At 61.3% G+C, this 23,692-nt stretch carries 21 protein-coding genes and 1 tRNA gene; 18 read left to right on the top strand and 4 right to left on the bottom strand.

The features are described 5' to 3' along the window. Positions 1–69: 69 nt before the first annotated feature. Genes CI807_RS17530 through CI807_RS17570 form a run of 9 tightly spaced genes read left to right on the top strand, consistent with a single transcriptional unit; the run spans position 70 to position 11,511 of the window. Entirely contained in the window at positions 70–861 is a 792-nt protein-coding gene (locus CI807_RS17530) for an enoyl-CoA hydratase/isomerase family protein (RefSeq protein ID WP_095015527.1), read from the top strand. 26 nt (positions 862–887) lie between these two features. Beyond that, complete coding sequence (locus tag CI807_RS17535) at positions 888–2,048, top strand: acyl-CoA dehydrogenase family protein (protein WP_095015528.1); 1,161 nt, start codon at positions 888–890, stop codon at positions 2,046–2,048. 16 nt (positions 2,049–2,064) lie between these two features. Further along, positions 2,065–4,173: an acetate--CoA ligase family protein gene (locus CI807_RS17540; protein WP_095015529.1), complete on the top strand. Its 2,109-nt coding sequence runs from the start codon at positions 2,065–2,067 to the stop codon at positions 4,171–4,173. After that, positions 4,163–5,770, top strand: coding sequence for a 5-guanidino-2-oxopentanoate decarboxylase (locus CI807_RS17545; protein ID WP_095015530.1), 1,608 nt, complete (start codon positions 4,163–4,165; stop codon positions 5,768–5,770). The genes CI807_RS17540 and CI807_RS17545 overlap by 11 nt, the downstream gene beginning before the upstream one ends. 19 nt (positions 5,771–5,789) lie before the next feature. Further along, positions 5,790–7,376, top strand: coding sequence for an ABC transporter substrate-binding protein (locus tag CI807_RS17550; protein ID WP_095015531.1), 1,587 nt, complete (start codon positions 5,790–5,792; stop codon positions 7,374–7,376). Positions 7,377–7,387: 11 nt separating this feature from the next. Beyond that, on the top strand, positions 7,388–8,347 hold the full coding sequence (locus CI807_RS17555) for an ABC transporter permease (RefSeq protein WP_095017575.1): 960 nt from the start codon (positions 7,388–7,390) through the stop codon (positions 8,345–8,347). A gap of 3 nt (positions 8,348–8,350) precedes the next feature. Continuing rightward, the gene (locus CI807_RS17560) at positions 8,351–9,178 is read left to right on the top strand and encodes an ABC transporter permease (protein WP_095015532.1); all 828 of its coding nucleotides are present in this window, start codon (positions 8,351–8,353) and stop codon (positions 9,176–9,178) included. A 2-nt stretch (positions 9,179–9,180) separates the two neighbouring features. Next, a complete protein-coding gene (locus tag CI807_RS17565; RefSeq protein ID WP_095015533.1) occupies positions 9,181–10,800 on the top strand; it encodes an ABC transporter ATP-binding protein in 1,620 nt (539 codons plus the stop codon). A 9-nt stretch (positions 10,801–10,809) separates the two neighbouring features. Then, positions 10,810–11,511 carry an NAD(P)H-dependent oxidoreductase gene (locus tag CI807_RS17570; protein WP_095015534.1) on the top strand — a complete coding sequence of 234 codons (702 nt, stop codon included), beginning with the start codon at positions 10,810–10,812 and terminating at the stop codon, positions 11,509–11,511. A gap of 110 nt (positions 11,512–11,621) precedes the next feature. Here the strand turns inward: CI807_RS17570 and CI807_RS17575 are convergent, their stop codons facing one another. Beyond that, on the bottom strand, positions 11,622–12,689 hold the full coding sequence (locus tag CI807_RS17575) for a 3-deoxy-7-phosphoheptulonate synthase (RefSeq protein ID WP_095015535.1): 1,068 nt from the start codon (positions 12,687–12,689) through the stop codon (positions 11,622–11,624). A gap of 610 nt (positions 12,690–13,299) precedes the next feature. Here CI807_RS17575 and CI807_RS17580 point away from each other — a divergent pair. Beyond that, positions 13,300–13,731: a GNAT family N-acetyltransferase gene (locus CI807_RS17580; protein ID WP_095015536.1), complete on the top strand. Its 432-nt coding sequence runs from the start codon at positions 13,300–13,302 to the stop codon at positions 13,729–13,731. A gap of 35 nt (positions 13,732–13,766) precedes the next feature. Here the strand turns inward: CI807_RS17580 and CI807_RS17585 are convergent, their stop codons facing one another. Further along, positions 13,767–14,006: a DNA-binding protein gene (locus CI807_RS17585; RefSeq protein WP_017737468.1), complete on the bottom strand. Its 240-nt coding sequence runs from the start codon at positions 14,004–14,006 to the stop codon at positions 13,767–13,769. Positions 14,007–14,088: 82 nt separating this feature from the next. Here CI807_RS17585 and CI807_RS17590 point away from each other — a divergent pair, with 82 nt between their 5' ends. The 5 genes from CI807_RS17590 to CI807_RS17610 all read left to right on the top strand — a co-directional run bounded on the left by CI807_RS17590 (position 14,089) and on the right by CI807_RS17610 (position 17,801). Next, positions 14,089–14,454, top strand: a complete 366-nt coding sequence (locus CI807_RS17590) for a helix-turn-helix domain-containing protein (protein WP_095015537.1) — start codon at positions 14,089–14,091, stop codon at positions 14,452–14,454. A 151-nt stretch (positions 14,455–14,605) separates the two neighbouring features. Continuing rightward, positions 14,606–15,247, top strand: a complete 642-nt coding sequence (gene uvrY, locus CI807_RS17595; RefSeq protein WP_032886613.1) for a UvrY/SirA/GacA family response regulator transcription factor — start codon at positions 14,606–14,608, stop codon at positions 15,245–15,247. 1 nt (position 15,248) lies between these two features. Beyond that, positions 15,249–17,072: an excinuclease ABC subunit UvrC gene (gene uvrC / locus CI807_RS17600; protein ID WP_095015538.1), complete on the top strand. Its 1,824-nt coding sequence runs from the start codon at positions 15,249–15,251 to the stop codon at positions 17,070–17,072. A gap of 32 nt (positions 17,073–17,104) precedes the next feature. Then, positions 17,105–17,665, top strand: coding sequence for a CDP-diacylglycerol--glycerol-3-phosphate 3-phosphatidyltransferase (gene pgsA, locus CI807_RS17605; RefSeq protein ID WP_003232771.1), 561 nt, complete (start codon positions 17,105–17,107; stop codon positions 17,663–17,665). A 60-nt stretch (positions 17,666–17,725) separates the two neighbouring features. Beyond that, positions 17,726–17,801 (top strand) — tRNA-Gly (locus CI807_RS17610). 140 nt (positions 17,802–17,941) lie between these two features. Here the strand turns inward: CI807_RS17610 and CI807_RS17615 are convergent. Then, positions 17,942–18,604, bottom strand: coding sequence for a LysR substrate-binding domain-containing protein (locus CI807_RS17615; RefSeq protein ID WP_256578522.1), 663 nt, complete (start codon positions 18,602–18,604; stop codon positions 17,942–17,944). A gap of 393 nt (positions 18,605–18,997) precedes the next feature. Here CI807_RS17615 and CI807_RS17620 point away from each other — a divergent pair, with 393 nt between their 5' ends. The 3 genes from CI807_RS17620 to CI807_RS17630 all read left to right on the top strand — a co-directional run bounded on the left by CI807_RS17620 (position 18,998) and on the right by CI807_RS17630 (position 21,656). Next, the gene (locus CI807_RS17620) at positions 18,998–19,768 is read left to right on the top strand and encodes an APH(3') family aminoglycoside O-phosphotransferase (RefSeq protein WP_095015540.1); all 771 of its coding nucleotides are present in this window, start codon (positions 18,998–19,000) and stop codon (positions 19,766–19,768) included. A gap of 62 nt (positions 19,769–19,830) precedes the next feature. Then, the gene (locus tag CI807_RS17625; RefSeq protein WP_256578523.1) at positions 19,831–20,898 is read left to right on the top strand and encodes a S9 family peptidase; all 1,068 of its coding nucleotides are present in this window, start codon (positions 19,831–19,833) and stop codon (positions 20,896–20,898) included. An 86-nt stretch (positions 20,899–20,984) separates the two neighbouring features. Then, positions 20,985–21,656, top strand: a complete 672-nt coding sequence (locus CI807_RS17630; RefSeq protein ID WP_095015541.1) for a TetR/AcrR family transcriptional regulator — start codon at positions 20,985–20,987, stop codon at positions 21,654–21,656. Here CI807_RS17630 and CI807_RS17635 read toward each other — a convergent pair. Beyond that, positions 21,653–23,689, bottom strand: coding sequence for an NADH:flavin oxidoreductase (locus tag CI807_RS17635; protein WP_095015542.1), 2,037 nt, complete (start codon positions 23,687–23,689; stop codon positions 21,653–21,655). The two genes, CI807_RS17630 and CI807_RS17635, sit on opposite strands and share 4 nt — an antisense overlap. Positions 23,690–23,692 lie beyond the last annotated feature (3 nt).

Here is a 23,692-nt window from a genome sequence, read left to right on the forward strand (position 1 = left end):
TACTGAACACTTGTTTAGTATCGCCTCATGTCGCACCCCTCAAGCCAACTAAAATAATTCGAGGAAGCCATGACTACCGATTCGCCCGTGCTCACTCATGTGCAAGCTGGCGTTGCCTGGATCACCCTCAATCGTGGTCCGCAGCGCAACGCCTTGGACATTCCCACCCTCAAGCACCTGCACGCCTTGCTCGACGCCTTCAACACCGACCCCGCTGTGCGCGTGGTGGTATTGACCGGCAACGGTCGCAGCTTCTGCGCCGGGGCCGACCTTGCCGAGTGGGCCGATGCCGAAGCCCGTGGCGCCCTCGAAACCTACGGCTGGACCGAAACCGCCCACGCCTTGATGACCCGCCTGCACACGCTCGACAAACCCACGATTGCCGCCATCAACGGCACCGCCGTCGGTGCGGGCATGGACCTGACGCTGTGCTGCGACCTGCGCGTCGCCGCCCAATCGGCACGCTTCAAGGCCGGCTACACCAGCATGGCCTATTCGCCCGACGCCGGCGCCAGTTGGCACTTGCCGCGCCTGATCGGCAGCGAGCAAGCCAAGCGCCTGCTGTTCCTTGACGAACTGTGGAGCGCCGACCGCGCCCTGGCCGCCGGCCTTGTCGGGGAAGTGGTTGCGGATGATCAACTGCACGCCCACACCACCGAACTCGCCACGCGCCTGGCCAACGGCCCGACCTTCGCCTTCGCGCAAACCAAGACCCTGATCCGTGAAGGCGCCGACCGCAGCCTGCCCGAGCAACTGCAGGCCGAACTGGCCGCAGGCCTGTTGTGCGGACGCAGTGCCGATGGCGCCGAAGCCCTGCGCGCCTCTATGGAAAAACGCCTCCCGAATTTCTCCGGCAAATAACAACAACACCCCGAACAGGTAGCGCCATGAATTTCCAACTCAGCCAAGAACAAGACATGTTGGTGGACGCGGTACGCAGTTTTGTTGCCAAGGAATTGTTGCCCCATGAAGAGGCGGTGGACCGTGCCGATGAGGTCTCGCCGGAGTTGGCGGCGCAGATTCGCGATAAGGCGATTGCTGCCGGTTTCTACGCCTTCAACATGCCGGAAGAGGTGGGTGGTGGTGGCCTGGACTACCTGTCCCAGGCGCTGATCGAGCGCGAGTTGTCCAAAGTCTCGTGGGCGCTGCATGTGTTTGTCGCGCGGCCGTCCAAGATCCTGATGGCGTGCACGGGCTCGCAGATTGGCGACTACCTGTTGCCCTGCGTGCAAGGCAAGAAAATCGACTGTTTTGCCTTGACCGAACCCGGCGCCGGTTCCGACGCCAATGCCATCAAGACTCGCGCCGTGCGCAGTGGCGATGACTTCGTGATCAACGGCAGCAAGCACTTCATCAGCCACGCCGGGCACGCCGATTTCGCCATCGTGTTTGCGGTCACGGATACCTACGAACACAACGGCCGACAGCGCAACGCGGTAACCTCGTTCCTGGTGGACCGGGGGACGCCTGGCATGACCATCCGCCGTGGCCCCAACTGCGTGAGCAACCGGGGTTATCACACCTACGAAATGTTCTTCGACGACTGCCGCGTACCGGCGTCCAAGGTACTGGGCGAAGCGGGCAAAGGCTGGGAAGTGGCCAACGCCTGGCTCACCGCTGGCCGTGTGATGGTGGCCGCCAACTGCGTCGGCCAGGCCCAGCGCGCGCTGGATGTGTCGTTGCAATGGGCGGCGGACCGCAAGCAGTTCGGCCAGCCGATCGGCACCTACCAAGGCGTGAGTTTCAAGTTGGCCGACATGGCCACGCAGATTTGCGCGGCTGAACTGCTGACCCTGCACACCGCCTGGAAAATGGACCAAGGCAACATGACCGACGGCGAGGCCGGCATGGCCAAGCTGTTTGCCAGTGAAACCCTGGGCAAGGTCGCTGACGAAGCCGTGCAGATTTTCGGCGGCATGGGCTTGATGGATGAAGGGCCGGTCGAGCGCATCTGGCGCAACGCACGGATCGAGCGGATCTGGGAAGGCACGTCGGAAATCCAGCGCCATATCATCGCCCGTGAACTGTTGCGACCACTGTTGCGTTAAGCGGCGAGGAGAGCGTATGTCCCAGGCTATTCGCGACAACCTCAAGCGTCTGCTGGCACCCCGGCACCTGGCATTCGTTGGCGGACGCAGCATGGCGCGCGCGCTCAAGCGCTGTGCCGACGGCGGTTTTACCGGGCCGATGTGGTTGGTCAACCCGCAGCATGACAGCCTCGATGGCATCCCCTGTGTGCGCCGCGTGGCTGATCTGCCGTGTGGGCCGGATGCGGTGTTTATCGCCACCAACCGTGAATTGACGCTGACCTGCGTGGCTGAACTGGCCGCTATCGGCACCGGTGGCGCGATTTGCTACGCCTCGGGTTTTGCCGAAACCGGTGCCAGCGGCGCCGCCATGCAGCAGCAGCTCTTAAAGGCTGCGGGCGATATGGCCTTGCTCGGCCCCAACTGCTACGGCTTGCTGGATTACCTGCACAGCTCGGCGTTGTGGCCGGTGGCCCACGGCGGCAAGTCAGTGGAGAAGGGCGTGGCGGTGCTCACCCAGAGTGGCAACTTCGCCTACAACCTGTCGATGAGCGACCGTTCGCTGCCGGTGGCCTACATGGCCTCGGTCGGTAACCAGGCGCAACTGGGCGTTGCCGAATTGATGGACGTGCTGCTCGACGAGCCGCGCGTCACCGCCATCGGCCTGCACCTGGAAGGCTTGAAGAATGTGCCGGGGTTTGCCCGAGCGGCGCACAAGGCGCTGGAGAAAGGTATTCCGATCATCGCGCTGAAAACCGGCGTGTCGCAGATCGGTGCAGAGCTGGCCTTGAGTCACACCAGTTCGTTGTCCGGCTCCGACGCGCTGTACGACAGCCTGTTTGCGCGACTGGGCGTGATCCGTGTCAGTGGGCCAGTGAGTTTTGTCGAAACCCTCAAGGCTGCGGCGTGCGGCAATCTGCCGGCGGGCAATCGCCTGATCGCACTGGCGTGTTCCGGTGGCGATGCGGGCTTGATTGCCGATTATGCCGAACGCAATCAGCTGGCCTTGCCGAAACTTGACGAAGACCAACGTGCTGAACTGGCCCAGGTGCTGCCCAGCTACGCCAACCTGGTCAACCCGCTGGATTTCACCACCGCCATCTGGGGCGACCGTGATGCCCTGAACACGATGCTCGACACCGCGCTGCGAACCGACGCCGATGCCGCCATGCTGGTGCTGGACTACCCGGCTGAGTTCACCGGCGAGCGCAAGGAGTGCGACCTGTTGCTGGAGCTGTTCTGCGCGGCGCTCGGCCGGCATGGCAAGACCGGATTTGTCACCTCGGCGTTTCCCGAGCTGTTGCCGGCCCATGCTCGCGAGCGCCTGCATGCTCAGGGGATCGCTGCGCTGCAAGGCGTAGAGGATGCATTAGCGGCTTGGGGGCGGATTGCCGACTACTCGAACAACCGTCGCGTGTTGCTGGAGCGAGGCGAATCGATCCTCGAACCCTTGTGCCCAAAGGCCCTGGATGACAGCGGCGGGGCCCTGGACGAGTGGGCCTCCAAGCAAGCCCTGCGTGCATTCGGCCTGACCACACCGGCCGGCGTGCTGAGTACGCCGGGAAGGGCGGTCAGTGATGCGCAATTGCTGGGTTATCCCTTGGTACTCAAGGCCGTCAGCGCGCAGTTGCCGCATAAAACCGAGGCCGGTGCCGTGGTGCTGAACCTGCAAAACGGCATGGCCCTGACCGCCGCACTGGAGCAGATGCGCGAGCAAATCGCCGCTTATGCGCCCAATGTCGTCTTTGACCAATTGCTGCTTGAGTCCATGGCCACGCCGCCCTTGGCGGAGCTGATCGTGGGCATCAAGCGCGAAAACGACTTTGGCCTGGCCTTGGTCATTGGCGCCGGCGGGATCCTGGTGGAACTGCTCAAGGACAGTCGCAGCCTGTTGTTGCCGACCACCGACAGTGCGATCCGCAACGCCTTGCTCAGCCTGCGCAGTGCCGCGTTATTGCAGGGTTTTCGCGGGCGGGAAGTGGCAGATATGGATGCATTGGTCGCCGCGATCCGTGCCGTGGCGGACTACGCCTGCGCCAACGCCGGGCAGTTGCTGGAGCTGGATGTGAACCCATTGTTGGTCAATGCCCAGGGCGCCACGGCGGTCGATGCATTGATTCGTCTAGGAGATGAGCATGCACAATAACGTGATGACCGGCGGCCAGGCCCTGGTGCGGTTGCTGGCCAATTATGGCGTCGACACGGTGTTCGGCATCCCTGGCGTGCACACCCTGGAGCTGTATCGCGGCCTGCCCGGCAGCGGCATTCGCCATGTGCTCACACGGCATGAGCAAGGTGCCGGCTTTATGGCTGACGGCTACGCGCGGGTCAGCGGCAAGCCGGGGGTGTGTTTTGTGATCACCGGGCCCGGTGTGACCAATGCCGCCACCGCGATTGGCCAGGCCTACGCTGACTCGATTCCGATGCTGGTGATCTCCAGCGTCAACAGCACCGCCAGCCTCGGCAAGGGTTGGGGCATCCTGCATGAGACCCAGGACCAGCGCGCGATCACGGCGCCGATCACTGCGTTTTCGGCGGTGGCACTGAGTGCTGAGGACTTGCCCGAACTGGTCGCCCGCGCCTACGCGGTGTTCGACAGCGAGCGACCTCGTCCAGTGCATATCTCGGTGCCGCTGGACGTGTTGGCCGCGCCGATCCAGCGCGACTGGAGCAATGAGGTCGTACGCCGCCCTGGTCGTGGCTTGCCGTCGGCCGAAGCCTTGGATCAAGCTGCGGCCAAGCTCGCGACAGCCAAGCGACCCATGATCATTGCCGGTGGTGGTGCGTTGGCGGCGGGCGAGGCTTTGCAACGGTTGAGCACCCAGTTGGCGGCGCCGTTCTTCACCAGCGTGGCCGGCAAGGGTTTGCTGCCCATCAACGACCCGCTGAATGCCGGTTCCACCCTGTGCGTCGAACCTGGCTGGCAACTGATCAGCGAGGCGGATGTGGTGCTGGCGGTGGGCACGGAAATGGCCGATACCGACTATTGGCGTGAGCGTTTGCCCCTCAACGGCGAGCTGCTGCGGGTGGATATCGATGCGCGCAAATTCAATGATTTCTACCCCTGTGCCGTGGCGCTCAAAGGCGATGCACAGCAGACCGTGCTGGCCTTGCTGGAGCGCCTCCCGGCCACATCCCGCAACGCTGACGCCGCCATCGCGTCAGTGGCGGCATTGCTGCAGGCGGTGGAATTGGGACACGGCTCGTTGCAGTCCATCCACCAAGCCATTCTCGACCGTATCGAAGCCGAACTTCCAGCCAATGCGTTCATCAGCAGCGATATGACCCAACTGGCCTACACCGGCAATTACGCCTACCGCAGCCGTGCGCCGCGCAGCTGGCTGCATCCCACCGGCTACGGCACCTTGGGCTACGGCTTGCCCGCAGGCATCGGCGCCAAGTTTGGCGCGCCACAACGGCCGGGCTTGGTGCTGGTAGGCGACGGAGGTTTCCTCTACACCGCCCAGGAACTGGCCACCGCCGTCGAAGAGCTGGACAGCCCGTTGGTGGTGCTGTTGTGGAACAACGACGCCCTTGGCCAGATCCGCGACGACATGCTCAACCTGGATATCGAACCCATCGGCGTGCTGCCGCGCAACCCGGATTTCGCCCTGTTCGGCCAGGCGTTCGGCTGCACCGTGAACCAGCCCCGCACCCTGGATGAATTGCAGACGGACCTGCGCAACGCGTTCAAACGCAATGGCGTGACCTTGATCGAGTTGAAACATGCCTGTGCCTGTTGACCTTTAGAGAGACAAGACCATGAGCGAAAACAACAACAAAATGACTCAAGCGATGCACCGCCGCGACTTCCTCAAACACAGCGCCGTGGCTGGCGCGGTGGCCGCGGCGTTTTCCATGGGCTTGCCGTTGCAGGCGTTCGCCGCAGACGCCACGCCCAAGCCGGGCGGTGTGCTGCGCCTGGGCCTGGCCGGTGGCAGCACCACCGATTCCCGCGACCCGGGTTCGTGGGTCGATACCTTTACCTTTGTCGGCTTCTCGGCGGTGTACAACACCCTCACGGAAATCGCGGTAGACGGCAGCGCGATTCCCGAACTGGCCGAGCGTTTCGAATCCACGCCCGATGCGCGGGTGTGGACCTTTTATTTGCGCCCCGGCGTGACCTTCCACAATGGCAAGAGCCTGACCGCCGAAGACGTGGTGGCCTCGATCAACCATCATCTGGACGCCAAGTCCACTTCGGCCGCCAAGACCGTGCTGGGCGATGTCGCCAGCGTGAGTGCCAAGGGCAGCGATGCGGTGGTGTTCGAACTGCATTCAGGCAATGCCGACTTCGCCTACGTCGTCGCCGATTACCACCTGGTGATCATGCCCGCCAAGGACGGCGTGGCTGACTGGCAAGCCGGTGTGGGCACCAGCGGCTACCGTCTGAAAAGCTTTGAGCCGGGCGTGCGGATGGACCTTGAGCGCAACCCCGACTACTGGAAACCCGGCCGCGCGCACTTCGCCAGCGCCGAGTTGCTTGCCATCGCCGACGGCGCCGCGCGGGTCAATGCGTTGGTCACCGGGCAGGTGGATGTGATCAACAAGGTCGACCTGAAAACCGTGGCACTGCTCAAGCGCAACCCCGGCCTGGTGATCGAAGAAACCAAGGGCGCGCAGCACTACACCTTCCCGATGCTGTGCGACAGCAATGAATTCAAGAACAACGACATCCGCATGGCGATGAAGCACGCGATCAACCGTGAGACGCTGTTGGCTTCGGTACTGCACGGCTATGGCCTGGTGGGCAACGACCACCCGATCCAACCCGGCAGTCGCTTTATCAATGCGGCCCTGGAGCAGCGCACCTACGACCCGGACAAGTCGCGCTTCTACCTGCGCAAGGCCGGTGTGGAGTCGCTCAAGGTGCGCCTGCAGGCTTCCGATGCGGCTTACACCGGTGCGGTGGACGCCTCGGTCTTGTTCAAGGAGCAGGCACGCCAAGCGGGTATCGATATCGATGTGGTGCGTGAGCCGGCCGACGGGTTCTTCTCCAACGTCTGGATGAAGCAGCCGTTCACCACCTCGTTCTGGTACAGCAGCCTGACCGCCGACCGCATGTTCAGCATCGGCTACGCCAAGGGGGCGGCGTGGAATGAAACCCACTGGGACAATGCGCGTTTCAACCAACTGCTCAATGCCGCCCGTGGCGAGATGAACGCGTCGTTGCGCCAGGAGATGTACAACGAAATGCAGGCCCTGTGCCGGGATGACGGCGGGGCGATTGTGCCGCTGTTTGCCAGCTCCGTGGCGGCGCGCTCGAACAAGGTCAACCACGGGCCGCTGACTGCACCCTATGGTGAGTTGGACGGGCTGCGGCTGATCGAGCGATGGTGGCAGGCCTGAGGGGTGGCATCATGAATAGCCTGTTGAAGCTGGTCCTGCAACGCCTGGCCCTGGGTGTGCTGTCGTTGTTCGCCGTGTCGGTGATCATCTTTCTCGCCGTGGGCATGCTGCCGGGGGATATTGCCCAGGCCATGCTCGGCCAGTCCGCCACGCCGGAAACCGTGGCGGCGTTTCGTGCGCAGCTGGGCCTGGATCTGCCGCCGTTCACGCGCTTTGCGCAATGGTTGCTGCGCCTGCTGCACGGTGACCTGGGCGCGTCGCTGGCCAATCAGCGGCCGATTGCCGATTTGATCGGTGCGCGATTGGGCAACACCCTGAGCCTGGCTGCATTGGCGGCGTTGGTCTCGGTGCCCACGGCGCTGGTGCTGGGCATGCTGGCAGCGCTGTACCGCAACAGCTGGTTCGATCGCCTGCTCAATACCTCGGCGTTGAGCGCCGTGTCGTTTCCGGAGTTCTTCGTCGCCTACCTGCTGATCCTGGTGTTCTCGGTGAAACTCGGCTGGTTCCCCAGCCTGTCCAACCTGGCGCCGGATGCCACCTTTGGCACGATCCTGGAACGCTCGGTACTGCCGGTGGCGACCCTGAGCCTGGTGGTGATCGCGCAGATGATGCGCATGACCCGCGCGTCCCTGATCAACCTGCTTGCCAGCCCCTATATCGAAATGGCTCGCCTGAAGGGCATCCGTCAGTCGCGGATTATCTGGCGGCATGCGCTGCCCAACGCGCTGGCGCCGATCGTCAACGTGATCGCGCTGAACCTGGCCTATCTGGTGGTGGGGGTGGTGGTGGTCGAAGTGGTGTTTGTCTATCCGGGCCTCGGCCAGTTGCTGGTGGACTCGGTGTCCAAGCGCGACATCCCGGTGGTGCAGGCATGCAGCCTGATCTTTGCCGCCACTTACATCCTGCTCAATACCGGGGCGGACGTGTTGTCCATCGCCAGCAACCCACGCCTGATGCATCCCAAGGGGTAGCCCATGAACCTGTTGAGCCAAGTGGCCCGTGCGCCGTTGAGCGCCAAGTTCGGCTTGCTGGTCATTCTGTTGTACGTCGCGGTGGCTGTGTTTGCGCCGTTGCTGGCGCCCTATGGCGAAACCCAGGTGGTGGGCGAGGGCTTTGCGCCCTGGAGCGGCCAGTTCCTGCTGGGCACCGATAACCTGGGGCGCGATATGTTCAGCCGTTTGGTGTACGGCGCGCGCAACACGCTGGGCATTGCCTTCCTGACGACGATGCTGGCGTTTTTTCTGGGGGGCTTGAGCGGCTTGGTGGCGGCGATCAAGGGCGGCTGGATCGACCAGGGCTTGTCGCGGGTGGTGGATGTGCTGATGGCGATCCCGCAGCTGATCTTCGCGCTGTTGATCCTTAGCGTGGTGGGCACCAACGCCACGTCGCTGGTGCTGGTGATTGCCTTGCTGGATTCAACGCGGGTGTTTCGCTTGTCCCGTGCCGTGGCAATGACCGTGGTGGTGCAGGACTTTGTCGAAGCTGCCCGCCTGCGCGGCGAAGGCCTGTGGTGGCTGGTCACCCGTGAGGTGCTGCCCAACGCCGCCGCGCCGCTGATTGCCGAATTCGGCCTGCGTTTCTGCTTTGTGTTCCTGTTTATCAGCGCGTTGTCGTTCCTCGGCCTGGGCATTCAACCGCCGACTGCCGACTGGGGCAGCATGGTGCGTGACAACGCGGTGTTGATCACCTTTGGTGACATCAGCCCGTTGCTGCCGGCCCTGGCAGTGGCGTTGATCACCGTCAGCGTGAATTTTGTCGTTGACTGGATGCTGCACAAATCCAGCGGCCTGAAGGAGTGTTGAGGATGGATAAGCCATTGCTGGAAATCCGCAGCCTGCAGATCGAAGGGCATTACGAAGACGCCTGGCACCCGCTGATCAAGGGCATTGACCTGACCTTGCAGCGCGGTGAAGTGCTGGGTTTGATTGGTGAGTCGGGGGCGGGCAAGTCCACCCTGGGGCTGGCGGCGATGGGGTATGCGCGGGACGGTTGCCGCATCATTGGCGGCTCGGTGTGTTTTGACGGCATCCAATTGCTGCAGGCCAAGCCCGAGGCGTTGCGTAAATTGCGCGGCCTGCGCATTGCCTATGTGGCGCAGAGCGCGGCGGCGTCGTTCAACCCGGCGCATCGCCTGATCGATCAGCATGTGGAAACGGCGGTGATCAACGGCGGTATCGATCGCGCCCAGGCCGAGCGTGAGGCGGTGGAGTTGTATCGCGTGCTGCGCCTGCCCAACCCGCAAACCATCGGCCAGCGTTATCCCCATCAAGTCTCCGGCGGGCAGTTGCAGCGTGTCATGACCGCGATGGCCATGGCCTGCCACCCGGACCTGATCATCTTTGACGAGCCCACCACGGCCCTCGACGTCACCACCCAGATCGAAGTGCTGGCAGCGATCCGCGATGCCGTGAAAACCTACGGCAGCGCCGCCCTCTACATCAGCCACGACCTGGCGGTGGTAGCGCAGATGGCCGATCGCATCATGGTGTTGCGCCACGGCAAGCTGGTGGAAGAGGCGGACACCCGCAGCATGCTCAGCCAGCCGCAGCAGGACTACACCAAATCCCTGTGGGCGGTGCGCAGTTTTCGCACCGAACCCAAGGCCTGTCCGACGCAGGAGCGACCGCTGTTGGAGGTGCGCCAAGTGAGCGCCAGTTACGGGCATCAGCCGGTGCTGCATGACGTGTCGATGAAGCTCTATCGTGGCCAGACCCTGGCGGTGATCGGCGAGTCGGGCAGCGGCAAGAGCTCCACGGCGCGGTTGATTACCGGACTGTTGCCGGCTACGGCGGGGCAGGTGCTGTACGACGGCGAGGTGTTGCCGGTGGATTTTCGGCGACGAACCAAGGAGCAATTGCGCCGCATCCAGATGATCTACCAGATCCCCGACACCGCGCTGAACCCACGTCAGCGCATCGTCGATATCATCGGTCGGCCGCTGACGTTTTACCTGGGACTCAAGGGCAAGGCGATGCGCGCTCGCGTCGCTGAGTTGCTGGAGATGATCGAGTTGGATCCGGCGGTGTTCATGGAGCGCCAACCGAGGGAGTTGTCCGGTGGCCAGAAACAGCGTATCTGCATCGCCCGCGCCTTGGCGGCCGACCCGCAACTGATCATCTGTGATGAAGTCTCATCGGCCCTCGATCAACTGGTGGCCGAGGGCGTGCTGAAGTTGCTCAACCGCATCCAGCAACAACTGGGCGTGGGCTACCTGTTTATCACCCATGATGTCGCCACCGTGCGCGCCATCGCCGACGAAGTAGTGGTGATGCAGCGGGGCAGGGTGGTGGACCAGGGCAGTCGCAGCGCGATTTTCACCCCGCCGTACCAGGACTACACCGGCCTGCTGTTTTCATCGGAGCCCGAGATGGATCCCGACTGGCTCGATCATTTGCTGGCCCAACGGGCGGCGCACACCGTTTGAGGAGTTTGTATGAAGGTTTTGATTGTTCACGCGCACCCTGAGCCGCAGTCATTCACTGCTGCCTTGCGCGATCAGGCGGTGGCCACGCTGGAAGGCCAGGGGCATGAGGTGAAAGTCAGCGATTTGTACGCCATGCAGTGGAACCCCGTGGCGTCGGCGGCGGACTTTTCATCGCGGGAAAATCCCGAGTATCTGGTGTATGCGCTGGAGCAGCGTCTGGGGGTGAAGAAGCACTCGATCGCCGCGGATATCCAGGGCGAGTTGGACAAGTTGTTGTGGGCAGATCTGCTGATCCTCAACTTTCCGATTTTCTGGTTCTCGGCGCCGGCCATGCTCAAGGGTTGGATCGACCGGGTGCTGGTGTCGGGCGTGTGTTACGGCGGCAAGCGCTTTTACGATCAAGGCGGCCTGGCGGGCAAGCGGGCGATGGTCACGGTGACCCTGGGCGGGCGCGAGCATATGTTCGGTGAGGGCGCGATTCATGGACCGCTGGAGGACATGTTGCGGCCGATTCTGCGCGGGACGTTGGCGTATGTGGGGTATGACGTGCTGGCGCCTTTTGTGGCGTGGCATGTGCCGTACATCAGCGCCGAGGCGCGGCAGGATTTCCTGGTGGGGTATGAGCAACGGCTGCAAGGGCTGGCGGATGAGCAGCCCCTGGTGTTCCCGAAGCTTGAGCAGTTTGATGACTCGTTGTATCCGCTTCGCTGAGCCCAACAACGTCCAACTGTAGGAGCCGGCTTGCCGGCGATAGCGGTGTGTCAGGCAACAAATTTGTAGCTGATGCACCGCTATCGCTGGCAAGCCAGCTCCTACAAAGGTCAGCGTGCGCGGAGACGCTCGGCAGCACTGCGCAGCAGTTGCTCAGTACCATTCCAGCCCAGGCAACCATCGGTGACGGACACGCCGTACTTCATCGACGCACCCAACGGCTGGCAGCCTTCGAACAGGTGGCTTTCGAGCATCATGCCGATCAGCGAGGTGTCGCCCTGCAACCGCTGTTCCAGCACCTCGTTGAACACCGTCGGTTGACGCAGCGGGTCCTTGCCGCTGTTGGCGTGGCTGCAATCGACCATGATCCGCGCCGCTACCTTGGACTTGGCCAGATCGTGCTTCACCTGCGCCACGCTTTGCGCATCGTAGTTCGGCCCACGGTGACCGCCGCGCAGCACCAAATGAGTGTCGGGGTTGCCTGGGGTCTGGATGATCGCCGGGTGGCCTTGGCTGTTGACGCCGAAGTGACGGTGCGGGTGGGACGCCGAGCGCATCGCGTCACAGGCAATCGCAACGCCGCCGTCGGTGCCGTTCTTGAAACCGACGGGCATGCCCAGGCCGCTGGCCATTTCGCGGTGGATCTGCGATTCGGTGGTGCGCGCGCCAATCGCGACCCAACTGAGCAGGTCATCGAAGTAGCCGGCGGCCATGGGTTGCAGCAGCTCGGTGGCGACCGGTAGGCCCAGGCGCAGCATTTCGCGCATCAGTTCGCGGGACAGGGTGAGGCCGGCGGCCATGTCATCGCTGCCGTCCAGGTGCGGGTCGTAGGCCAGGCCTTTCCAACCAACGGTGGTGCGCGGTTTTTCGACGTAGGCGCGGATCACCAACAGCATCTGGTCGCTGACTTCCAGCGCGAGTTTCTTCAGGTTGCGTGCGTATTCCATGGCCGACTCAGGGTCGTGAATCGAGCACGGGCCGACAATCACCAGTAAACGGGAATCTTCGCCATTGAGAATGGCGCGCACGGCTTGGCGATGGGCGTGGACTTGTTCGTTGAGGAACGGGCTGAGGGGCAGTTGGTGCTTGAGCTCAAGGGAGCTGGGCAGGCGCTGGGTCAGGGCTTCATTGGCACTGGTCAGTGCAGAGATCGGCAGAGCGGCGGTGGCAGAGTTCATATTCAAGGCTTCCTGGGCAAGCGGCGGGCTGTTCCCGCGCGCTCTGCCCTACTGGGGTGTTCGACAATTGGCCGTATTGGCTACGTGTGTTGGCTTGCCACCAAGAGGTGACCGATCGGAGGCGGCAGGCTGTCCCGAGCGGAGCTGGCTAAATCGCCATGCGGTGGAGGTGTCGTAGCGGTAATAGGTGGCGTAGTTCATGTCGTGTGTCCTTTAAGTGTTCTTCAAAAAAATTAAGAGGCTGAAAAAACAAAACCCCCGGTCGGGGAGCCGACCGGGGGTTAGATTTCTCTGGTAGGCGACCCCTTGAGTAGTGGGCGCCGATTTCAGGTATCAGGCGCGCCAGTGGCTAAACCAATACCCAAAATAAAAGCTGACCAGTGCGCTCGAACCGTTCACACGGGTAGCCGATACCGAGCGCGGGGCGCTGGCAGCAGGGCAGACCTGAGTGTGGGTGAGTTGCAACATGGTGTTTCTCCAAATGATGGGCAGAGCTTACTCGACGCGTGCGAGTAGTTTCAATCAGAAATTTCTATGCTCGTGGGATGCTTACGGCTATGGGGGACTGTCGATATGCTGTGCATACCCTAATTGGAATGGACACGGACACATGGCGTTTCACTTGCGCGCAGCCACGGAGCTGGACCTGCCGTTCGCACGAACCTTGACCTTTGAGGCCATGAGCCATTACTACCAGCAATACGACCTGATGTGGTCCAACGATGGCTTTGACGTCGCCTGGGCCGGCCGTGAAAACTGGCTGGTCTGCAGCAATGATGCGGTGCTGGGCTTTATCAGTCTGAGCCGCGACAGCCGCGCGCTCTATATTCGTGAGCTGCATATGCTCGAGGCATGCCGCAGACTTGGCGCGGGCAGCTGGGTGTTGGAGGAAATGGCACTCAAGGCGCAGGTCCTGGGCTTGTTGCGCTTGACCGTGTTCAAGACCAATCCGGCCAGGCGGCTCTATCAGCGCATGGGCTTTAGCATTGTCGGTGAGGAGGATTGCTTCTGGCGTATGGAGCGTGTCTGCCCCTTCAGCTAAAGCATGCAGCCAATCCTAATAAGCGCATACTGGCTTCAGGAGACGACTTCCTGATCGTTGTTTTGGCCATCAGCCTCAGAGAGGATGATCCCTTCTTTCATGCCCAGAAGGACCGCTACCTTATGGGCCTCTCCACGCCGTCCCTTTTTGCGCCCAGCGAGCACTTGATAGGTGGTTGCCGGATCAACGCCATGTTCGCGGGCGAACGCTTGGACTGACTTTCCTTGGTGTTCCAGCCAGGCCTTGGCTTGTGCAGCAGTACGGATTCCGGGCATAGTTCAAAACCGTTCAAGTTCGTTTAACAAAGAGATGAGTGTGTCACCTCTTGGGGTGTGCCAAATAGGATCATACATCCAAATGAGTGGAATCGGTTCGCGTTTGAGGCAGGAAAGAGAGCGACTTGGCCTGTCGCAAAAAGTGTTTGGTGAAATCGGCGGCGTTGAGGCCAACGCCCAAGGCAAATACGAAAGTGGAGGGCGTGCGCCTAAAGCGGACTATTTGTCCCGAGTCGCTGAAAGAGGTGTGGATGTGTTGTACGTGTTGACCGGTACGGCAACACCGATCCAATTGGAGAACCTGAGCTATATCGAAGAGAAAGTGTTGGGCGATTACCGCGCTATGTTCAAGGAAGACCAGGATGCGATCCGCCGCCTGACGTCGACCTTGGCCGAACATTCCAGTTCGCTGAATGGAAAAACCAAGCCGCAGTCCCAGGATTCCTGACCCACTACCCAGCAAATAGAGCCGTCCACTCCTAGGTGGGCGGCTGCTCTGCGTTCAAACACTATATATATGACGCTTGCAGCTAGGTCTGCGCCCTGGTTTTTTGCTAAGGTGTTCAGCAACCTATAAGACCATATCGCGAGGTGTCTGCTTGATTAGGGTGCTAGTAGTCGATGACCATGATCTCGTTCGTACAGGCATTACACGAATGCTGGCTGACATCGATGGCCTGCAAGTAGTCGGCCAGGCCGAGTCCGGGGAAGAGTCCCTGATCAAGGCTCGAGAGTTGAAACCCGATGTGGTGTTGATGGACGTCAAGATGCCCGGTATCGGCGGTCTTGGCGCCACGACCAAATTATTGCGCAGCCATCCGGACATCAAGGTCGTGGTGGTGACAGTGTGTGAAGAAGACCCGTTCCCGACTCGCCTCTTGCAGGCGGGTGCAGCCGGTTACCTGACCAAAGGTGCAGGCCTGGCGGAGATGGTGCAAGCCATTCGCCTGGTCTTTGCCGGCCAGCGTTACATCAGCCCGCAGATTGCCCAGCAATTGGCGATCAAATCCTTCCAACCCGTCAGCGACTCTCCGTTCGATGCGCTGTCGGAGCGGGAAATCCAGATCGCCTTGATGATCGTCGGTTGCCAGAAGGTGCAGACGATCTCCGACAAGCTGTGCCTGTCGCCCAAGACCGTCAACACCTACCGCTATCGCATTTTCGAGAAGCTCGCCATCAGCAGTGATGTTGAATTGACCCTGCTCGCGGTGCGCCACGGCATGGTGGACGCCAGCGCCTGACATGACCACACCGTTTGATCCCAGTGCCTTTCTCTCGACCTGCAGCGGCCGCCCCGGCGTGTACCGCATGTTCGACAGCGAGGCGCGCCTGCTGTACGTTGGCAAAGCCAAGAACCTGAAGAACCGCCTGGCGAGCTACTTTCGCAAGACCGGTCTCGCGCCGAAAACCGCTGCGCTGGTGGCGCGTATCGCCCAGGTCGAAACCACCATCACTGCCAATGAAACCGAGGCGCTGCTGCTTGAGCAGACGCTTATCAAGGAGTGGCGGCCGCCCTATAACATCCTGCTGCGCGACGATAAATCCTACCCCTACGTGTTTTTATCCGACGGCAACTTCCCACGCCTGAGTATTCACCGGGGTGCGAAGAAGCAGAAGGGCAAGTATTTCGGGCCGTACCCTAGCGCTGGCGCGATCCGTGAAAGCCTTAGCCTGCTGCAAAAGACGTTTTTTGTGCGCCAGTGCGAAGACAGCTTCTACAAGAACCGCACCCGACCGTGCCTGCAATACCAGATCAAACGTTGCAAGGCACCCTGTGTGGGCCTGGTCGAACCGCAGGAGTACGCCGAAGATGTTCGCCATTCGGTGATGTTCCTCGAAGGGCGCAGCAACGCCCTCACCGATGAACTCTCCGGCGCGATGGAGCAGGCCGCCAGCACCCTGGATTTTGAAAAGGCTGCTGAACTGCGCGACCAGATCTCGCTGCTGCGCCGTGTGCAGGATCAGCAAAGCATGGAAGGCGGCACCGGCGACGTGGACGTGATCGCGGCCTTCGTCAATCCAGGTGGCGCTTGTGTGCACCTGATCAGCGTGCGTGGCGGCCGGGTGCTAGGCAGCAAGAACTTTTTCCCGCAGACCGGTATTGACGAGGACGTGGCCGAAGTCATGGCCGCCTTCCTTGGCCAGTACTACGTCAGCAGTCCCGAGCGCGACCTGCCGTCGGAGCTGATCGTCAACGTGGTGCATGAGGACTTTCCCACGCTGATCGAGGCAATCCACGAACTGCGTGGCCGCGAGCTGGACATCAGCCACCGTGTACGCGGCACCCGCGCCCGTTGGCAACAACTGGCCGTGACCAATGCCGAACAGGCCCTGGGTGCACGCCTGGCCAATCGACAGCATGTCGCCGCACGCTTCGACGCCCTGGCTGAAGTCCTCAACCTGGACGAGCCGCCGCAGCGCCTGGAGTGCTATGACATTAGCCATTCCAGCGGTGAGGCCACCGTGGCGTCCTGTGTGGTATTCGGACCGGAAGGGCCGATCAAATCCGATTATCGGCGCTATAACATCGAAGGCGTCACCGCCGGCGATGACTATGCCGCCATGCACCAGGCCCTGACGCGACGCTTCAGCAAGCTGAAGGACGGCGAGGGCAAGTTGCCAGACATCCTGCTGGTGGACGGCGGCAAGGGCCAGCTGTCCATGGCCCGCGACGTGCTCAACGAGTTGGCGGTGCCCGACCTGATCCTCCTCGGCGTAGCCAAGGGCGCCACGCGCAAGGCCGGTTTCGAAACGTTGTACTTGAATGACGCCGCCCATGAGTTCACCTTGAAGGGTGACTCACCTGCGCTGCACCTGATCCAACAGATCCGTGACGAAGCCCACCGTTTCGCCATTACCGGTCACCGCGCCCGTCGCGGCAAAACCCGGCGAACCTCAACCCTGGAAGGGGTGGCGGGGGTCGGGCCGACACGGCGACGCGACTTGCTTAAACATTTTGGTGGCTTGCAAGAGCTATCCCGTGCCAGCATTGACGAAATAGCTAAAGCACCCGGTATCAGTAAAAAGCTCGCTGAGTTGATTTATGCGAATCTGCACAGCGAATAGAATGCCTTTCCACCTCGTAGCCAGTTGTGCCGATGAATATCCCTAATCTGATCACCGTTCTACGCGTCCTGCTTATTCCGATTTTCATTCTGTTGTTCTATTTGCCGTACGAATGGAGCTATGCAGCCTCCAGTTCAGTGTTCGCCTTTGCGGCCGCCACCGACTGGCTCGACGGCTACCTGGCCCGCCGCCTGGAACAGAGCACGCCGTTCGGCGCGTTCCTCGACCCGGTGGCCGACAAGCTCATGGTGGCTGTCGCCTTGGTGCTGCTGGTACAGGAACACGGCAACCTGTGGCTGACCCTGCCGGCCGCCGTGATCATCGGCCGCGAGATCGTCGTCTCGGCCCTGCGTGAATGGATGGCCGAAATCGGCGCCCGTGCCCACGTGGCCGTGTCCAACATGGGCAAATGGAAAACCGCTGCGCAAATGCTTGCATTGGTGATCCTGCTGGCCAACCCGTCGGACTTCTCGTTCTGGGTCCTGACTGGCTATGCCTTGCTGCTGATTGCGGCTGGCCTGACACTGTGGTCCATGCTCCAGTACCTGCGTGCTGCCTGGCCTCATCTGCGCACGACCGTTGAAAAGAAATAAAACTTTTTTGAATCAAAGGGTTGACCGGTTACGAGATTTCTATAGAATGCGCATCACCAAGCGGGAATAGCTCAGTTGGTAGAGCACGACCTTGCCAAGGTCGGGGTCGCGAGTTCGAGTCTCGTTTCCCGCTCCAAACACAAAGAAAAAGCCACTCTAACGAGTGGCTTTTTTTTGCCTGCGATTCAGCAAATGAGGCCTTGAAGTGCCTTCGTCTACACAATTGGCAACCTATCCTCACCGCTATTGACCTGCCGTCACCGCCAATGAAGGCTTCTACGCCAGTGCAACCTCCAGATTGCTCAAATAGCGATACAGGTTCGCCGCCTCCGGCGACAGGCGCGTCGCATCCGCCACGCCGACATACAAGGTCCGCGACGCCCACTCTCCCTCAAGCGGTATCGCCCGTAGTTTGGACGCCAGCAACTCAGGATGCACCGAGCCCAGCGGCAGTATGCCGATCCCCAACCCCGCTTCGATCATCCGGCAAATGCCATCGAAACTGCTGACCTGAATACGCACCTTGAGGCGCTTGCCGGTGCTGACGGCGGCATCGTTGATGCGGCGCAGCAGCGAGCTGCCCTGGTTCAAGGCGACGTAGTCAAAGTCCAGGGTGTCGGCCAGCATCACGCTTGAACGCTGTGCCAACGGATGGGTTTGCGGCACCAGCACCACCAGCCGGTCACGCCGATAGGGCTGCATGTGCAAGCCGGGAGCAGGCACGTTGTCGGCAAAAATGCCGATCTCGGCCTCGCCGTTTTCCACCGCGTGAATGGTGCGATCGCTGAGGGCTTCTTCCAACTCGATACGCACATGCGGGTTGGCGGCCAGGAAACTCGCCAGGTCCGCCGGCAGGAACTGGATCACCGCCGAGGTGTTGGCAAACAACCGCACATGGCCACGAACCCCCTTGGCGTAGTCGTTGGCGTCATGGGCCATTTGCAGGGCGACGTCGAGCAGGCAGCGACGCTAAAGGACAATTGAAGGTCAGTAGCATGATTCGGCAGTGAGCCTGCTTGCTCCCGATACGTGCGAGGGCTCCACATGGGATGTGAAACCGAGGGGAGCTCTTTCACAACTCTTTACCTTTAGCGTGTGGATTATCCAAAAAACAAAGTGCTAATTTGCGTTTTCTTTAGAACAGCAAACCGGCTGCTGCCGTCTTCCTCATATCGGGGACGCTTTTCTTCAACCCCATCACTTACCACCTGGAGTCGGCCCCTGAGCCGATACCTGAATTCCTGTTTTATCGATGCTGGTGAAGAATGGTGTCTCGCAAGGAAGGGGGGCAATGACGATGGCTGCTTTTGTCGATAAAAGAGTAAAGGGCTGATGAACTTTCCTTCCCAGTGGTCCCGGCACTTCGATGGGGCGACGATCGAGCGCCAAACGGTTGGCGAATCCGGCGCCGAGGTTTTTAGCGTTCGCGGTGCCGATGCGAAGGACCTGTTCGTGAAGTCCGAGCCGATTGGCGTACACAGCGAGCTGCCGCAAGAGATTGAACGACTGGGTTGGATGAACCGGCTGAACTTGCCTGGGCCGACAGTGCTTGATGCCACGACGGAAAGTGATCGGCATTGGTTGCTGATGACGGCTGTTCCCGGAAAGGATCTGTCCGATTGCGCCAGCGTGTCTCCATCCGAGCTCATCAGCATCCTCGCAGCGGCCTTGCGTGCGCTGCATCAGGTGCCTGTTGAGCTATGTCCCTTTGATCACTCGTTGGAACAGCGAATAGCCACCGCCAGAAGCCGAATGCTTGCAGGCCTCGTTGACGAGGAAGATTTTGACGATGATCGAACAGGCCGGACTGCTGCCGACGCCTTTGCAGAATTGTTGGCGTCACGTCCTCTGGTCCAAGAGCTAGCGGTCACCCACGGCGATGCCTGCCTGCCCAACTTCATGATGGAAGGCAGCCGTTTTACCGGCTACATCGACTGCGGTCGGCTCGGTATCAGTGACATCTATCAGGATCTTGCGCTGGCCGCCCGAAGTATTGAGCGTAACTGTGGCGCCGCCTGGGTCGCTCCGTTTTTCAGGGCCTATGGCGTGGAGCCGGATCATCGACGCCTAGCGTTCTACTGTTTGCTGGATGAGTTTTATTGACCGCATGCAGAGCAGGGGCGCATGCCCATGAGGCTCGGCCGATAGACAGGGTAGAGATCAGGATGCATAAAAAGTTTGTGATGTTTGGCGTCGCGGGTATCTGCGCGGTGCTGCTGGGCTTGACTGTTTTCGTGCTGCAGAATCTGTCCGATATGGCGTTCAGCAATGCCCGGGTTTCGACGCTGACGTTTCGCTCAGGAGGGGCGCAGTTGGTTGGGACGCTGGCATTGCCTCCGGATGTGCAAGCGGGGCCCATCGTCCTGATCATTCATGGGGATGGGCCCATGGACCGTTTTGCGTCCGACGGCTATTTCCCGCTCATCAACAGCTTGCTCGACGCCGGAATAGGCGTTTTTACGTGGGACAAACAGGGGGTCGGGCAGAGCACAGGGAATTGGCTCAACCAGTCGATGTCGGACCGAGCCACGGAAGCCCTGGCTGCACTTGCCCGGGTGCGCGAGCAAAAGGGCGTTGTAGCCGATAAGGTCGGGTTTCTGGGGTTTTCCCAAGGCGGCTGGGTGATTCCACGCGCCGCCAGTGAAGGAGACCCCGGCTTTTCGGTGATTGTCGGCGCAGCCGTGAACTGGCGCCGACAAGGCATGTACTACACGCGGGTACGCATGGCAGATGAAGGGCGGACCCAGGATGAAATCGACGCAGCCGTGAAGGCCGAATATGCGAAGAACGACCGGGTTTTCGGCGCGTCGGATCAAACCTACAACCCTGACCTTTTTCCCCGCATGAGCGCGGCCCATTTCAACTTCGTCCAGAAAAACTACAACGAAGATGTGACGGCGGCATTGAAGACCATGAAGGGGCCGGTATTGGCGATCTGGGGTGCCCTGGACTTGAACGTCGATACGTCCACGGATTCGATTGTCTATCGGGATCTGTTTGCAGGCGTCAGGCAACGACAAGCGGTTGTGATCCCCGACGCCACTCACAGCTTGTTAAGGGCAGGCCTGTTCAATTATCAATTGGTAGCGCAGTGGCCCGTATGGAAAGAGTATCTGTTCGCAGGGCTGGGACGTCATGCTTACGCGCCGGGCTCCCTGGCATTGATCACCCGCTGGATCAAGTCTCCATCCGCAGCCGAGTTGAGTGGCGTTGAGCGCGGTGGCCAAGGATAAAATGTACGTCGCTGTACACTCTCTGTGCACGGCGCAGGTGAGGCGTGTAGAGTGGCCTGCAATTCCCCGGCAAAGGTGACCCAAGGATGTCGCAACCCGCAAAACCGCGAGGCAAGAACCAGGACACAGGCTGGCGCGGCTCGGTCGATGTGTGGCTGGACGCCGCCTACGCGGCCCTCAAAGAATCCGGTATCGACGCCGTGCGCGTGATGCCCCTGGCCAAGCAGCTTGGCCTGTCACGCACCAGTTTCTATTGGTTTTTCGAGGATCGTGAGCAACTGCTCGCCGCCTTGCTGACCCGTTGGCGCGACAAAAACACCGGCAACTTGGTGTACCAGTGCGAACGCTATGCCGAGAGTATTTCCGAGGCCATTCTCAACGTCTTCGAGTGCTGGTTGAACCCGGAACTGTTCGACTCGCAGTTCGAGTTTGCCGTACGCAGTTGGGCGATGCAGTCGGTGGAAGTCGCGGCAGAAATCGCGCAGGCCGATGACACCCGCATCAACGCCTTGACCGAGATGTTCCGGCGTTTTGGTTACGACGACGAGGCCGCCGATGTGCGTGCCCGGACCATCTACCTGACGCAGATCGGCTATATCTCGATGAACACCACCGAAGAGGTGGTGGTGCGGTTCCGGCGTATTCCCCAGTATGTCAGCGTGTTCACCGGCAAGGCCCTGAAGCGGCGTGAACTGGACCGTTTCTATGGGGCGTTTGGCTATGCCGAAACCACACCGGGGGTGTTTGAGCGTTTTTAAAGGTCCTTGACCAACCGCAACGCATCGTAGATCGCCGCGTGGGTATTACGTGCGGCCACTGCATCACCGATCCGGAACAGTTGGAAGCGACCTTCAGGGTTCGTCACGATGTTCTGCGCGTTCCCGGCAATCAAGTCCTGCTGCTCGACCGCGCCGCCATTGCTGGAGTGCGCGCGCAACTCAAAGTACAGGTCATCCAGGGGAAGCGTGCCATGGTTGACCACCACCTGGTCGACGATCCGTTGCTTGTGCACCGCGCCGTAGTCACTGCCAAAACGGGCGAGCAGCCGACCGTCGCGTTTCTCCACTGTTTCAACCCGATAGGTCACGGTAAAGGTCACGTCCAGGTCCTGCAGGCTGCGCATGTAGGGCACCAGGTTCATGGCCATGACTTCCGGGGCGAACGCGCGGTCCGGGGTGACGATTTCGACGCTGGCGCCACTCTGTGCAATTACCTCGGCGGCTTGCAGCGCGGCATGGTCGCCGGCGTCGTCGAAGATCAACACATGACGCCCCGGTTTGACGTCGCCGGAAATGATGTCCCAGGTCGACACCACCAGCTCATTGCCCTCGGTCAGCACTTCGGTGTGCGGCATGCCGCCGGTGGCGACGATCACTACGTCCGGCTCATGGGCCAGCACCGTCTCGGTTTCGGCCCAGGTGTTGAAGTGGAATTTCACGCCCAGGCGTTCGCACTGGGCCATGCGCCAGTCGATGATGCCGATCATCTCGCGACGCCGCTCACTCAGGGCGGTCAGGCGGATTTGCCCGCCGGGCCGGTCTGCCGCTTCCAGTACTGTCACATCGTGCCCGCGCTCGCCGGCAACCCTGGCCGCTTCCAGCCCGGCCGGGCCGGTACCGATGATCAGTACTTTGCGCTTCACCGCTGCCTTGGGAATCTCATGGGGCATGCTGGTTTCACGCCCAGTCGCCGCGTTGTGGATACAGTAGGCGGCGCCGCCCTGGTAGATGCGGTCCAGGCAGTAGTTAGCGCCAACGCAGGGGCGGATGTCTTCTTCACGCCGCTCGATGATCTTGCGCACGATATGCGGGTCGGTCATATGAGCGCGGGTCATGCCGACCATGTCCACCTTGCCTGATGCGATGGCGTAGCGCGCGGTGGCCACGTCCGGGATTTTCGCCGCGTGGAAGGTGGGGAAGCCGGTGGACGCACGGATCTCGCCGGCAAAATCCAGGTGCGGCGAGTTGCGCATGCCCTGGATCGGAATCACGTCGGTCAGGCCCGCGTCGGTATCGATATGCCCACGCACCACGTTGAGGAAGTCCACCAGCCCGCTGTCCTTGAGCATATGCGAAACCTGCAGGCCTTCGCTGGCGGTGAACCCGCCCGGCAGTGCTTCGTCGCCGGTGTAGCGCACGCCCAGCAGAAAGTCTTCGCCGACGCGCTGGCGAATGCCGCGCAGGACGTCGAAGGTAAAGCGCATGCGGTTCTCCAGCGAACCACCGTAAGGGCCATCCAGCTCGTTGGTCAGCGGTGACCAGAACTGGTCCATCAAATGGCCGTAGGCTTGCAGTTCCAGGCCATCCAAGCCGGCGGCTTTCATGCGTTCGGCGGCGTCGACGTAGTCCTTGATGATCCGCTCGATGTCCCAGTCTTCCATCTTCTTTGGGAACGAGCGATGTGACGCCTCGCGACGGTGCGACGGCGAGACCACCGGCAGCCAGTCGGCCTTGTCCCAGCGTGTACGACGGCCCAGGTGCGTCAGCTGGATCATCACCGCAGCACCGTGTTCGTGGCACTCATCGGTGAGGTCCTTCAACCAGCCGACCACTTCATCTTTGTAGGCCAGCACATTGTTGAACACCGGCGGGCTGTCCCGTGACACGGCAGCGGAGCCCGCGGTCATGGTCAACGCCACACCGGCCTTGGCGCGTTCGACGTGGTAGGCGCGGTACAACGCCTGCGGCATGCCGTCCACCGGGTAGGCCGGTTCGTGGGCCGTGGTCATGATCCGGTTGCGCAGGGTCAGGTGCTTGATTGTGTAGGGCTGCAGCAGGGGATCGCTGGACATTAT

Source organism: Pseudomonas sp. NS1(2017) (assembly GCF_002269425.1).
Lineage (GTDB): Bacteria > Pseudomonadota > Gammaproteobacteria > Pseudomonadales > Pseudomonadaceae > Aquipseudomonas > Aquipseudomonas reactans.